Below are 12,535 nucleotides of genomic sequence, written 5' to 3' on the forward strand. Positions count from 1 at the left end.
CGCAGCGCGCGTATGCGCTTACTCGGGCTGCTCGCCTCCGACGAGTCCCACGCCGCGCGCTTTTCCGCGCACGCGGGCGGGCGCGGTCTCTTCGAGCAGCAGGCTCACGCCGATGCCCAGAATCACCGCGCAAATCGGGAGCCAGAGAATATTCTGGATTCCGAATCGTGTAGCGACGAAACCCGCGATCGCGGGCGCCACGCCGCCGCCGAAGATCTCGCCCGCGCCGACGACGATGCCGATCGCCGTCGACACCATGCCGATCGGCGCCGCTTCCGTCGCGACCGGCCCGGACAGCAGCGAAACGAGGCCGAGCGTGAAGAACGACGCCACGAACAGCACGATGAACAGAACGAGCGGCTGCGCCCCGACGCCGCGAAACACGTACAGCATGACGGCCGTGCCCGCGAAACCGGCGATGCTCGCAAGCCGCCGTCCGACGAGATCGGAGAGTCCCGGCAACGCGAACTGGCCGACGAATCCGCCAAAGCCAATCGCCGATACGACGATGCCCATGCGCTGCGTGTCGAGCGCGAGATAGTCGGTGAGGTAAAGCGGCAGCATCGCGCCGAGCACGAAGACGCCCGTCATCGCGCAGAAGAGCGCGACCATCGCGACGCGAATGTTGCGGCTCTTCAGCACGTCGCGCCAGTTGCCCTTCGCGGCCTGCTGTTGCGCAGGCGCCGACGCCGGTTCGCGAATCACGAAGAACATCAGCACGCCGAGTATCAAGCCGGGAATGGACACGAGCGCGAACACCCAGCGCCACGACACGACGTTGAGCAGTTGCGTCGCGATGATCGGCGAAAGCGCAAGCCCGAAGAGTGCGAATCCGCTTTGCTGCAGCCCGAGATTGAAGCCGCGCCGCTTCGGATGCGAGGCGTCGGCGGTCGCGGCGAAACTCGTCGGACAGAACGAGCCTTCGGCGACGCCCATCAGCGAGCGCACGGCGAGCAGGCTGGCGAGGCCGCCCGCGACGCCCGAAAATCCGGATAGCAGCGAAAACGCGATGATCGCGGGAATCAGCACTTTGCGACGTCCGATCTTGTCGGAGATGCCGCCCATCAGCGCGGCGAACACGCCCCACGACAGCCCCAGTATGCCGATGCAGTTGCCGACATCCTGCGCGGTGAGATGCAGGTCCTTCATCATTGCCGGAAAGAGCGGCGCGATCAGCCATCGATCGAGGCCGACAAGGCCGAATCCGAGCGCAAGCAGCGTCACGGCTTTCCATTCGTAGGACGTATCCCACCGGTTCGAGGTCATCTTTGTCTCCTGAGTCAGAATCGCGCGCCGCGTGGTTGAAATGCGGCATCGTCGACGCAACAGAGGGTGACTCAGACGCGCTTCGAAAAGAACGGGCGAACCGCCGAATGCGTCATTCGCGATTCGCAAACAATGGCGCGGCTGCAGCGCTCGCCGGGCTGCGCGAAGCAGTTCGAGCGGATTTCCGCTCAACTAGGATACTTCCGATAGACGCCCCGAACCGGAGGAAAACGCAACATGAAAACACTTTCGATGATCCCGGCGCTCGCCATTGCGCTCGCCGGTTGTGCCGCAGGCGGCTCGCAGCCAGGCGCGCCGAATCTGAGCGCTGCGCAATGCCGCGATCTCACCGCGCTCAGAAACCACGCGCCGCTGACGCGCGAGCGCAATCTGAGCGAACTGGCCGCGCTCGAACGAGCGGGCTACGATCCGTCGAAATTTTTCGACCCGTACTATCCCGACGATCTGCATGCGGCGCAACGTCAGGTCGATATCTGGTACCGGACGGAATGCCCGGAGGCGCGGACGAATTGAGGCCAAAGGGCTGTCGATATAATGGCCCTTCCGTTCAACGAGGTTATCGCATGAAATCAGTCATCGCTCTGCTCGCCGCATCCGCCATCGCAACCACCGCGTTCGCCGCCAACACCACCGAGAAGCTGCCGTCGGGTGTCGTCGTCGAGCACCTCAAGCAAGGCACCGGCGCGCAACCCACCGCCGACGACACCGTGAGCGTCAACTATCGCGGCACGCTCGCCGACGGCACCGAATTCGACAGCTCGAGCAAGCACGGCGGCCCCGCGACCTTCCCGCTCAACCGCGTGATTCCGTGCTGGACGCAAGGCGTGCAGAAGATCAAGGTCGGCGGCAAGGCGAAGCTGACCTGCCCGGCCGCAACCGCCTACGGCAGCCGCGGCGTCGGCACGATTCCGCCGAACAGCGACCTGACGTTCGAAGTCGAACTGCTCGAGATCAAGAAGTAATCGAAGCACGCGCAATCGCGGACGATGCGCTTTCTAAGCGGCCTCGTCCCGCAATTGCGCGAGCGATGCACGCTGCCTGCCGTTCACGTCGAAGTTATCGTCGGCGAGCCAGCGTTCGAAGCCGCGCCGGATGCGCGGCCAGTCCTTATCGATGATCGCGTACCACGCCGTATCGCGATTGCGTCCCTTGTAGACGATCGCCTGCCTGAAGATGCCTTCGAACTCGAAGCCGAGCCGAAGCGCCGTCTTGCGCGAAGGCGCGTTCAGGCTGTCGCACTTCCATTCGTAGCGCCTGTAGCCCAAATCGTCGAAAACATAGCGCATCAGCAGATATTGCGCTTCCGTCGATATGCGCGTCTGCTTGAGCAGGGGCGAGAACGTGACGCTGCCCATTTCGATGACGCCATGCACAGGCTCGATCCGCATCAGCGCGAGCGTGCCGACCGCCTTGCCGCTCGCCGAATCGATGACCGTGTAATGCAGCGGATCGGCGGACGCGGCGGCTTTCGCCAGATAGTCGCGAAAGGTTTCGAAATCCGCGAACGGCCCGACGAAAAGATAAGTCCAGTCGCTGCCGTCCGGCGCGCGACCGTAGGCATCGAAGAGATCGGCCGCGTGGCGATCCACGTCGAGCGGCTCGATGCGGCAATGCCTGCCGTCGATGCCGATGCGCGCCGGGCGCTCACGCGTTTTCCAGTCCGTTACCGCTTCGCCGATCGGCTGCTGATATTCGTTGGTTCTCGTCATGCGTGAAGGCGCTCCGGTTGCGTGAAAGGGCAACTCGCAGTCTAAAAGCTCGGCCATCGAAAATCGAGCGATTCTGAAATTTCGGAATGCGGCGCGTGCCGCGAACCTCGCCTTCGGAAAACTTCGCGCATCTGTTCGATCCGCTGGTCACGACCAAGCCGCGCGGACACGGACCCGGCCTCGGGCTCGCGATCACGTCGCCCATCGTCGACGGATTCGGCGCGCGGATCGCGGCTGTCAATCGAGAAGAAGGTGGCGCACAATTCACCATCGCATTCGTGGCGGCGAACGGCCGGAGCATCGACAGTGCATGAAAGCATGAACGTTTCGACGCGCTGGACACGGTCATCGAGGAACTCAAACGCAAGGAGAAACGTGATGGTCGCAAGCAGAGAAAATGAGCCCGCCCGCACGAGCAACCGCACGAGCAACCGCACGGCATCGGAGCGCAAGTCCGAGCGCGAGATGGTCATCACGCGAATCTTCGACGCGCCGCCGCGGCTCGTGTTCGAAGCGTGGACCACGCCCGAGCTTTTCCGGCAATGGTGGGTGCCGAAGTCGAGCGGTGCGACCCTGCTCTCGTGCGAACAGGACGTGCGTGTCGGCGGGCGCTATCGGCTGGCGTTCGCTCATCCCGAGGCATCGGCGCCCATGGCGTTCTTCGGCAGATACCTCGACGTGGTTCCGGATGCGCGCCTCGTCTGGACCAACGAGGAAAGCGACGATGGCGCCGTCACGACCGTGACCCTCGAAGAGAAAGATGGCAAGACGCTGCTCGTGATGCACGAGCTGTATCCGTCGAAGGAAGCGCTCGACGTCGCCATCGAGGGAATGGACGAAGCAATGCCCGAAACGTTCGAGCAACTGGACGAATTCCTGATTCAGCGCGGCGCGTTCCCCGGTAGGTCTTGATGAACGCAAATATGGCCCGATCAGCGCAAGCCGATCGGGCCATTTGTCATTTCGCGTGAAGTACGAGCGCGATCAGAACTGGTTCATCGTGTTGTCTTTCCCCGCCGCCTTCAAAGCCGCTTCGCCGCTGAAATACTCCTTGTGATCGTCGCCGATGTCCGAGCCGGACATGTTCTGGTGCTTCACGCACGCGATGCCCTGACGGATTTCCTTGCGCTGCACGCCCGCCACATAACCCAGCATGCCCTGGTCGCCGAAGTATTCCTTGGCGAGATTGTCGGTCGACAGCGCGGCCGTGTGATACGTCGGCAGCGTGATCAGATGATGGAAGATGCCCGCTTCGCGCGACGCGTCGGCCTGGAAGGTGCGGATCTTTTCATCGGCGAGCTGCGCGAGTTCGGTCTGATCGTATTCCACGCTCATCAACTGGGCGCGGTCGTAGGCCGAAACATCCTTGCCCGCGGCCTTCATCGTGTCGTACGCCTGCTGGCGGAAGTTCAGCGTCCAGTTGAACGACGGGCTGTTGTTGTACACCAGCTTGGCGTTCGGAATGACCTTGCGGATCTCGCTGACCATGCCGCCGATCTGCGCGATATGCGGTTTCTCGGTTTCGATCCACAGCAGGTCGGCGCCGTTCTGCAGCGCGGTGACGCAATCCAGCACGCAGCGCGCCTCGCCCGAGCCGGCACGGAACTGGAACAGGTTGCTCGGCAGGCGCTTGGGACGCAGCAGCTTGCCGTCGCGCTTGATGATGACGTCGCCATTGCCCAGTTCGTCCGCCGTCAGTTCTTCGCAATCGAGGAACGAATTGTATTGATCGCCCAGGTCGCCCGGTGTGCGCGTCACGGCAATCTGCTTGGTGAGGCCCGCGCCGAGCGAATCGGTACGCGCCACGATGATGCCGTCGTCGACACCGAGTTCCAGGAACGCGTAACGGATCGCGCGAATCTTGGCGAGGAAATCCTCGTGCGGCACGGTGACTTTCCCGTCCTGGTGACCGCACTGCTTCTCGTCGGACACCTGATTTTCGATCTGGATGCAGCACGCGCCCGCTTCGATGAACTGCTTGGCAAGCAGGTACGTCGCTTCCGCGTTGCCGAAACCCGCGTCGATGTCGGCGATGATCGGCACGACGTGCGTCACGTGGTTGTCGATCTTTTCCTGAATGGCGGCCTTGGCAGCGCCTTCGGCCGCATCGAGCTGACGGAACAGGCCGCCGAGCTCACGCGCGTCGGCCTGGCGCAGGAACGTGTACAACTCGCGGATCAGCGCGCTGACCGAGGTTTTTTCGTGCATCGACTGATCCGGCAGCGGACCGAACTCGGAGCGCAGCGCGGCGACCATCCAGCCGGACAGATAAAGGTAACGGCGCTCGGTGCTGTTGAAGTGCTTCTTGATGGAGATCATCTTCTGCTGGCCGATGAATCCGTGCCAGCAACCGAGCGACTGCGTGTACTTCGACGGGTCGGCGTCGTAGGCGGCCATGTCGGCACGCATGATTTTCGCCGTGTACTTCGCGATGTCGAGGCCCGTCTTGAACTTGTTCTGCGCACGCATGCGCGCGGCATATTCGGGATTGATGGCACTCCACGCGCTGCCGTGATTCTCTTTCAAACCGGCAACTGCCTTGATGTCGTCTTGATACTGGGCCATGTGACTCTCCTAAGAACAAAGCGCGTTAGATGAATAGTCGAAGCGAAACCGCATGACTACATGGTAACGCCGTTTCTTCGCTGGCAAGCCAAGTCTTATATAAGACACAAGACAGTATTTATCCTTTCATATCAACGAGATAGCCGACCGTTTTTGCGATGCAAAACACGCTTTCAAGCCGCGAAAAGTCGAAGCGCCGCACGCGCGACGCGTGTCCCGCGATGTGAAACGCGCTTTCGAAAAATGGATGCGTGCGGCGAGCCGCCGGGATCACTCGACCGCGGCCAGCGCCAGATCGATTCCCGATTGACGGATGCCCGTTGCGGCAGCCGGGGCGAGGCCATCGTCGGTGATGACCTGATCGAAGCTTTCGAGACTCGCTACCTTGTATAGCCCGACCGTGCCGTATTTCGAACTCGCGACCGTGAGCACGTTGCGCGAGGCGGCTTCCATCGCAGCGAGCTTGACTTCGACTTTCGGCGCGGAAGGCGTGGTCACGCCACGGCGCAAGTCCCACGAACTCGCCGAGATGAACGCGACGTCGAGCACGACCTGGCGCAGCGTCGCCGCCGCGAGCGTGCCGACGCTCGAAAGGTTCCGGTGATCGAGCTGTCCGCCGATGTGTATGACGTTCACATGCGTCGCGCTGGCGAGTTCGCGCACGATCTGGAAGTCGTTGGTCACGACCGTCATGTCCGACAGCTCGACGATATGCGGCACGAACGACAGCATGGTCGTGCCGGCATCGAGATAGATCGACATGCCGGAGCGCAGACCTTCTGCGGCGCGGCGCGCGATGGCCTGCTTCTGCGGCTGTTCGACGACCGCCTTCGACTGATGGCTCGGCTCGCTGTTCAGATGACTCGCGATCCGCACGCCGCCCGGCACCGTATAGACGAATCCGGCTTCCTCGAGTGCGGCGATATCGCGCCGCACCGTCATGTGCGAACAGTTGAACGATTCCATCAGCTGATGCACCGACAGCACCTTGTCCCGGCGCAACTGGCGCAGCATGGCCTCGCGCCGCTGATCGGGAATCAGCGGGACATCGGATGCATCGGGTTTGGCCTGGCTCGACATGAGAAAACCTTCATTAAGCGCCCCGGCGCGCGGGCTCGCCGGGGGTCGCCTATCTTAGCCGATGAACATGTTGATGAGCAGCACCCCCGCGAGCCCGACCAGCGACTGCACGCACAGCATCAGCGTCCACGTCCGCAGGGTCTGCGAGACCGTCAGCTGGAAATACTCCTTGAAAAGCCAGAAGCCGGAGTCGTTCACATGCGACAGCATCACCGCGCCGGATGCGGTCGCGAGCACCATCAGTTCCGGCGAGACGCCCGGATGCGACATAAGCAGCGGCGCGACGATGCCCGAAGCCGCCACCGTCGCGACCGTCGCCGAGCCGACGCACACGCGCAGCAGCGCGGCGATCACCCATGCCAGCACGAGCGGGCTCACGGCCCAGCTCGCCGTGTGCGTGACGATGATGGTGTCCAGATGGATCGATGTCAGCATCTGCTTGAAGCCGCCGCCCGCGCCGAGAGTCAGCAGGATCGCCGAGAGCGGCGCGATGCCCTTGCCGATCATCTTCTGCATGTCCGCGAGCGGGAATCGCGCCTTGATGCCGAGCGCGAAGAACGCGAAGATCACCGCGGCAAGCAGCGACAGGATCGGATCGTTGAGCGACTGGAAGAACACGTATTGCCCGGTGCCCTTCGTGCTGTAGTCCATCCCGACGGTGCCCGCGAGCATCAGTCCGGGCGGAATCAGCAGGCACAGCACGGACAGCGCGAGCGACACGTCGGTGGCGTTCTCCGCATCGGTGCGCGTGCCGCCCGGGCCCTTCGAAAGATCGGGCGCCGGGCCGAAGCTGCGTCGCGCGAACGCGGTGAAGAGCGGACCGGTAATCACCGCCGCCGGAATCGCGATGATGAGACCGTAAAGCAGCGTGAGGCCGGTGTTGGCGTGATACGCGGTCACGGCGAGCGTCGGCGCCGGATGCGGCGGCAGCAGACCGTGCGACACGTAAAGGCCGGCTGCGAGCGGCAAGCCGATATACAGCAGATGGCTGCCGGTGCGCCGCGCGATCGTATAGACGAGCGGCGCGAGCATGATGAAGCTCACGTCGAACAGATGCGGCATGCCGATCAAGAGCGCCGCCGCGCAGACCGTCCACGGCGCGAGCCACAACGGCCGCTTGCCGACGAACGCATTCGCGATGCGGTCCGCGCCGCCCGTGCCGATCATGATGCCGCCCAGCACCGCGCCCAGACCCACGACCGGCCCGGTGCGCGCCAGCGCGCCGCCGAAGCCCTTCGTGAAGCTGTCGATCGCGTGCTCCGGCGTCACGCCCGCCGCGAGCCCGAGTCCGAGCGCGACCAGCGTCAGCGCGATGAACGGACTCAGCCTGTATCGCGCGATCAAAACGATCAGCACGACAATCGCGATCACAGCCATCGTGATCGTCCCGAATTCTCCCCGCATGGTGTCCCCTTCCTGATTCAGTGTTCGAATGATTTCGTCGTTATCGGAACGTGCGGCGCTCAGGCGCAGCCCGTCGTCCATGCGCTCAACAGCGCTTCGTCGGGGTTGTACAGATCGGCGATCGTGATGAGTTCGCCCGCCTTCACATCGCGTGCGAGCGTCGTGTGAGCCGCGAGATACAGCGGCGCGACATCGGCGGGGGCGTTCCTGCGATCGAGCAGCACGGCCTGCACGCCGGTCACGTCGTGATGATGGCCGCCCATGTGCAGCACCGTGCCCGCGGCGATATCCACGTTCGCGCGGCCCGCCAGCACGACGCATTGCGCCGGCTTCGCCGCGCCCGACGGACGCCCGTGCAGCACCGCGTCGAGCAGCGTGATCGGCGTCTCGACGCCCATGAAGTGATACGGCAGATACAGGCACGCGTAGCGGCCGTTGCGGCTCACGACGTGGCCCTTTTGCGCGAGCAGTTTCCACGTCGGCGCATCGAAGGTACGCACGACGACGAACACGCCGCCCGCGAAGCTCGCCTCGTCGGGACGGCGCAGCATGTTGAACACGTCGATGACGCCCGAGCGCGACAGCACGCCGCCGTCTTCGCGCAGCGCGTAGATGTCGGCAAGTTCGGTCGTGCGCGCGACCGGGTAATGCAGCAGTTCGACGTCGGATACGAGGTTCGTGTTCGTCGCGACGACGCTCATCTCGCAGTAATCCGCCGTCGCCGATGTCTTGCGGCCGCGCAGCGCTTCGCGGCGCGCGGCGAGCGTCGCGGGAATGTCGTCGCCGAGCGACATGAGGCCGGCGAGTTCCGGCGCTTCGAACGTCTGATCGAGCTGTGTGACCTTGCCGGTCGCATCGTCGAACACGAGGTCGTATTCGCTCGACTTGCCCGCCGCGACGACATCGAGCCCCAGCACGCGCGCCCACGTCACCCAGCCGATCAGGTTCGACGGCTGATCGCCGTCCGCCGTCGTGTAGACGACGCCCTGGCGCTGGGCGAGCCGCGCGAGCGACACGCCCGCGACCGAATCGACTTCCTTGCTGACCATCGCGACGTGGCGCTTCGCGATGAGCGCCGCGACCGCCACGCGATAGCCCACCGAGGGATTGCCGGTCGCTTCGACGAGGATGTCGTACTGCGCCGAGGGGATCAGCGCGACGTCGGCGACGAGCGCGATCTTGCCGGCGTCGAGCGCGGCGACGCTCGCGGCATCGGCGCATTCGACGAGCGCGGCTTCATCGAAACCCAGCTCGATGCACATCGCGCGCAACCCGGCGACGTCGAGATCGCACAGGACCGCCGGAAAGAGGCGCGCCATCAGCCGCGTCTGCGCGAGCAGCGTGCGGGCGAAACCGCCCTTCGCGCCGGTCAGCGCGTAACGCACCGGCTGGCCCGCGTGCGCCGACGAAGCCGGGGAAAACAGAAGTTCGAAGTTCATCTTGGGATCCGCGCAAAAAAGCGTTGCCGACGCACGTTAGCCGGCGAACGGGGTGACAGGTCGCGGACACAGCCCGCGCCCAATGGAGCAGACGTTAACGCTCTTTATCATTACAGTCAATTTTTTTAACATGGATTAACACGGAATGTTCACTGCGCCGTACAATCGGCCGCCGGAGGGAACACCATGCAAACAAGCCATCGCCGTCCCGTTCTGGGATGCATCGCCGACGATTTCACCGGCGCCACCGACCTCGCCAGCACGCTGGTGCGCGGCGGCATGCGTACGATCCAGACCATCGGCGTGCCAGCATCCGCCGTGCTCGACGATGTCGACGCGCTCGTCGTCGCGCTCAAATCGCGCACCATCGCTAAGGACGACGCCATCGCGCAGTCGCTCGCCGCGCTCGACTGGCTGCGCGGCCAGGGCTGCCGTCGGTTTTTCTTCAAGTACTGCTCGACCTTCGATTCGACCGATGCGGGCAACATCGGACCGGTTGCCGAGGCGCTGCTCGATGCGCTCGCCGACGGCGGCAAAGGCGACTTCGCGATCGCCTGCCCGGCGTTTCCTGAGAACGGGCGCACCGTGTATCGCGGACATCTGTTCGTCGGCGACGCGCTGCTCAACGAATGCGGCATGGAGAACCATCCGCTCACGCCGATGCGCGATCCCAACCTCGTGCGCGTGCTGCAGCGTCAGTCGAAGTCGACAGTCGGCCTGATCGCGAGCGCGACGGTCGCGGCGGGCGCCGATGCCGTGCGCGACGCGATCGCGAAGCTGCGCGCCGACGGCGTGCGCCTCGCCATCGCCGATGCGCTCACCGATGCCGACCTGCGCACGCTCGGCGAAGCGTGCGCTGAGTTGCCGCTCGTCACGGGCGGCTCGGGCGTCGCCATCGGATTGCCGGAAAATTTCCGCCGCGCGGGACTGATCGAGCCGAACGACAAGGCCGCCGATCTTCCGGCCGTCAGCGGCCCGGCGCTCGTTCTGGCAGGCAGCGCGTCGAAGGCAACCAACGCGCAGGTCGCGGAATGGCTCGAGACGCGCCCCGCGTACCGCATCGATCCGCGTGCGCTCGCGCGTGGCGAAGCCGTCGTCGAGGCAGCGCTCGCTTTCATCGATACGCACGCGACGCAGCCGGTGCTGGTCTATGCGACCGCCGCGCCCGACGAAGTGAGCGAAGTGCAACGCGAGCTGGGCGTCGCGGCGGCGGGCAAGCTCGTCGAGGATGCGCTCGCCGCCATCGCCCGCGAGGCGAAGGCGCGCGGCGTGCGCAAGTTCGTGGTGGCGGGCGGCGAGACCTCGGGCGCGGTGGTGCAGGCGCTCGGCGTCGACATGCTGCAGATCGGACCGCCGATCGATCCGGGCGTGCCCGTCACGGTCGCGCTCGGCGAGACGCCGCTCGTGCTCGCGCTCAAGTCGGGCAACTTCGGCGCACGCGATTTCTTCGCGAAGGCCCTGCGCTATGCCGAAGGAGAACGTTCGTGATGACCGACGCGAAATTGCGCGAGGAAATCTGCGCGGTCGGCGCGAGCCTCTATGCGCGCGGCTATACCGTGGGCAGCGCGGGCAATATCAGCGCGCGCTGCGACGATGGCTGGCTCATCACGCCGACCGACGCCTGTCTCGGGCGGCTCGATCCGGCGGACATCGCGAAGGTCGATGCGCAAGGCCGGCATGTGTCGGGCGCGCGGCCATCTAAGACGCTGGAACTGCATCGCCGAATCTACGAAAACAACGCCGACACGCGCGGCATCGTGCATACGCATTCCACTTCGCTCGTCGCGCTGACGCTCGCGGGCGTATGGAGCGATGAAGACGTGCTGCCGCCCATCACGCCGTACTACGTGATGAAGGTCGGGCATGTGCCGCTCGTGCGATACCGGCGTCCGGGCGACCCGCAGGTGGCCGCGGAAATCGCGCGGCGTGCGTCGTCCGTGCGGGCCGTATTGCTCGAACGGCTCGGGCCGGTAGTGTGGGAACGCAGCGTCTCGCACGCTTCGTATGCGCTCGAGGAACTCGAAGAAACCGCGCGTCTGTGGCTCATGACGACGCCGCGTCCCGCTCCGCTGGATCAGTCCGCCATCGCTGACTTGTGCGCGGCTTTTGGCGTGCGCTGGTAGCGGCGCAGCAAGCGAATCGGTGAGATGTGCGTTCGATCGTCGACAGAACGCCGTCGCGATCAGAACTTGTGCACCAGGCCGATCCCGATGCCGCGCGAGTCGCTGCCGGGCGCGACCGAAAGGGCCGAACGCTCATCCCTTGCCGAGCGGCGGCCGGCTCGGAAATCCCGCGAGATTGCTCAACTGGGCCAGCTCACTGGAAGCTTCGAGCAGCAGGACCGAATACTCGTGAATCTTCTCGGCGGTCAGCCGCACGCGCGGACCGGCCAGGCTGATCACGCCGACGCAGCGCGAGCCGCTGACCACAGGCACGGCCACCGCCGACATGCGCGGCGCAAACACCTCGTCGATCATCGCGTAGCCACGCACGCGCGCCGCGTGCAGGAAACCGAGTAGCGCCTTGAGCGTCGTCGGCGCATTGGGTCCGAACTCGTTCGGCTGCCCGAAGCCCTGCTTCAGCACGAGCGCGGCCGCGCGTTCGTCCGACATCGTCATGAGCCATGCGTGTCCGGTCGATGTGCACGAAAGCTGCGCTGCCTGACCCATGTCGGGATCGTAGCGAAAGCCGGTGCGTTGCCCGTCTGCCTTCCCTACCCAGATGATCGCTTCACCGTCCACCAGCGACAGACGCGCCAGTTCGCCGGTCCGCGCGGCGACGCGTTCGATGATCGGCTGGGCGATATCCGCGATGCCCGTGAGACTCAGGAATTCCAGCCCGTTCGATGTCATCCGCATGGTCAGGATGTAGCGGCCCTGATCGGCCATCTGCCTGACATAGCCGCCTTCGACGAGCTCGACGAGCACGCGGTGGCATGTGCTGCGCGGCAAGCCGAGCGCATCGGCGATGGCCAAAAGGCCCGCGCCTTCGCCTTGCGACGCGAGAAAGTCGAGGACACGCAGACCGTTTTTCAGCGACATCGTTTGGCTA

At 64.7% G+C, this 12,535-nt stretch carries 12 protein-coding genes and 1 pseudogene; 5 read left to right on the top strand and 8 right to left on the bottom strand.

Translation table 11 applies throughout. The features are described 5' to 3' along the window. Positions 1-18: 18 nt before the first annotated feature. Complete coding sequence (locus tag NCT05_RS28055; RefSeq protein ID WP_250503687.1) at positions 19-1,266, bottom strand: MFS transporter; 1,248 nt, start codon at positions 1,264-1,266, stop codon at positions 19-21. A gap of 237 nt (positions 1,267-1,503) precedes the next feature. On the opposite strand from NCT05_RS28055, the gene NCT05_RS28060 reads away from it, so the two are divergent. Both NCT05_RS28060 and NCT05_RS28065 read left to right on the top strand, forming a co-directional pair. Then, positions 1,504-1,800, top strand: a complete 297-nt coding sequence (locus NCT05_RS28060; RefSeq protein WP_175981500.1) for a DUF4148 domain-containing protein — start codon at positions 1,504-1,506, stop codon at positions 1,798-1,800. 50 nt (positions 1,801-1,850) lie between these two features. Beyond that, positions 1,851-2,249 carry an FKBP-type peptidyl-prolyl cis-trans isomerase gene (locus NCT05_RS28065; protein WP_008346914.1) on the top strand — a complete coding sequence of 133 codons (399 nt, stop codon included), beginning with the start codon at positions 1,851-1,853 and terminating at the stop codon, positions 2,247-2,249. A gap of 36 nt (positions 2,250-2,285) precedes the next feature. On the opposite strand, the pseudogene NCT05_RS28070 reads toward NCT05_RS28065, so the two are convergent. Continuing rightward, positions 2,286-2,996: pseudogene (locus NCT05_RS28070) on the bottom strand (GNAT family N-acetyltransferase); the annotation flags it as partial. A 41-nt stretch (positions 2,997-3,037) separates the two neighbouring features. Beyond that, entirely contained in the window at positions 3,038-3,472 is a 435-nt protein-coding gene (locus NCT05_RS37275) for a hypothetical protein (RefSeq protein ID WP_502801802.1), read from the bottom strand. Here NCT05_RS37275 and NCT05_RS28080 point away from each other — a divergent pair. Beyond that, positions 3,462-3,908, top strand: a complete 447-nt coding sequence (locus NCT05_RS28080; RefSeq protein WP_239295253.1) for an SRPBCC family protein — start codon at positions 3,462-3,464, stop codon at positions 3,906-3,908. The two genes, NCT05_RS37275 and NCT05_RS28080, sit on opposite strands and share 11 nt — an antisense overlap. A 72-nt stretch (positions 3,909-3,980) precedes the next feature. On the opposite strand, the gene NCT05_RS28085 is transcribed toward NCT05_RS28080, so the two are convergent. The 4 genes from NCT05_RS28085 to NCT05_RS28100 all read right to left on the bottom strand — a co-directional run bounded on the left by NCT05_RS28085 (position 3,981) and on the right by NCT05_RS28100 (position 9,484). Then, positions 3,981-5,561 (bottom strand): isocitrate lyase, encoded by a 1,581-nt coding sequence (locus NCT05_RS28085; protein ID WP_250503691.1) that lies wholly within the window; start codon positions 5,559-5,561, stop codon positions 3,981-3,983. Between the two features lie 270 nt (positions 5,562-5,831). Beyond that, complete coding sequence (locus NCT05_RS28090) at positions 5,832-6,641, bottom strand: DeoR/GlpR family DNA-binding transcription regulator (RefSeq protein WP_008346923.1); 810 nt, start codon at positions 6,639-6,641, stop codon at positions 5,832-5,834. A gap of 54 nt (positions 6,642-6,695) precedes the next feature. Then, positions 6,696-8,045 carry a GntT/GntP/DsdX family permease gene (locus NCT05_RS28095; RefSeq protein ID WP_250503692.1) on the bottom strand — a complete coding sequence of 450 codons (1,350 nt, stop codon included), beginning with the start codon at positions 8,043-8,045 and terminating at the stop codon, positions 6,696-6,698. A 59-nt stretch (positions 8,046-8,104) separates the two neighbouring features. Further along, positions 8,105-9,484, bottom strand: coding sequence for a homoserine dehydrogenase (locus NCT05_RS28100; protein WP_250503693.1), 1,380 nt, complete (start codon positions 9,482-9,484; stop codon positions 8,105-8,107). A 186-nt stretch (positions 9,485-9,670) separates the two neighbouring features. Between NCT05_RS28100 and otnK the strand changes: the two genes are divergently transcribed. Both otnK and otnC read left to right on the top strand, forming a co-directional pair. Continuing rightward, entirely contained in the window at positions 9,671-10,972 is a 1,302-nt protein-coding gene (otnK, locus tag NCT05_RS28105; RefSeq protein ID WP_250503695.1) for a 3-oxo-tetronate kinase, read from the top strand. Then, a complete protein-coding gene (gene otnC, locus NCT05_RS28110; RefSeq protein ID WP_008346930.1) occupies positions 10,972-11,607 on the top strand; it encodes a 3-oxo-tetronate 4-phosphate decarboxylase in 636 nt (211 codons plus the stop codon). Before otnK ends, otnC begins: the two co-directional genes overlap by 1 nt. Positions 11,608-11,739: 132 nt before the next feature. Here the strand turns inward: otnC and NCT05_RS28115 are convergent, their stop codons facing one another. Further along, positions 11,740-12,525 carry an IclR family transcriptional regulator gene (locus NCT05_RS28115; RefSeq protein WP_250503696.1) on the bottom strand — a complete coding sequence of 262 codons (786 nt, stop codon included), beginning with the start codon at positions 12,523-12,525 and terminating at the stop codon, positions 11,740-11,742. Positions 12,526-12,535: the final 10 nt, after the last annotated feature.

It is taken from the genome of Caballeronia sp. AZ7_KS35, assembly GCF_023631045.1.
GTDB classification, from domain to species: domain Bacteria; phylum Pseudomonadota; class Gammaproteobacteria; order Burkholderiales; family Burkholderiaceae; genus Caballeronia; species Caballeronia zhejiangensis.

Bases quoted from the DNA above. Each gene is read 5' to 3' on its own strand.
- NCT05_RS28100 (WP_250503693.1), bottom strand. From the start codon at position 9,484: ATGAACTTCGAACTTCTGTTTTCCCCGGCTTCGTCGGCGCACGCGGGC.
- NCT05_RS28080 (WP_239295253.1), top strand. From the start codon at position 3,462: ATGGTCATCACGCGAATCTTCGACGCGCCGCCGCGGCTCGTGTTCGAA.
- NCT05_RS28095 (WP_250503692.1), bottom strand. From the start codon at position 8,045: ATGCGGGGAGAATTCGGGACGATCACGATGGCTGTGATCGCGATTGTC.
- NCT05_RS28055 (WP_250503687.1), bottom strand. From the start codon at position 1,266: ATGACCTCGAACCGGTGGGATACGTCCTACGAATGGAAAGCCGTGACG.
- NCT05_RS28085 (WP_250503691.1), bottom strand. From the start codon at position 5,561: ATGGCCCAGTATCAAGACGACATCAAGGCAGTTGCCGGTTTGAAAGAG.
- NCT05_RS28090 (WP_008346923.1), bottom strand. From the start codon at position 6,641: ATGTCGAGCCAGGCCAAACCCGATGCATCCGATGTCCCGCTGATTCCC.
- NCT05_RS28060 (WP_175981500.1), top strand. From the start codon at position 1,504: ATGAAAACACTTTCGATGATCCCGGCGCTCGCCATTGCGCTCGCCGGT.
- NCT05_RS28115 (WP_250503696.1), bottom strand. From the start codon at position 12,525: ATGTCGCTGAAAAACGGTCTGCGTGTCCTCGACTTTCTCGCGTCGCAA.
- otnC (WP_008346930.1), top strand. From the start codon at position 10,972: ATGACCGACGCGAAATTGCGCGAGGAAATCTGCGCGGTCGGCGCGAGC.
- NCT05_RS28065 (WP_008346914.1), top strand. From the start codon at position 1,851: ATGAAATCAGTCATCGCTCTGCTCGCCGCATCCGCCATCGCAACCACC.
- otnK (WP_250503695.1), top strand. From the start codon at position 9,671: ATGCAAACAAGCCATCGCCGTCCCGTTCTGGGATGCATCGCCGACGAT.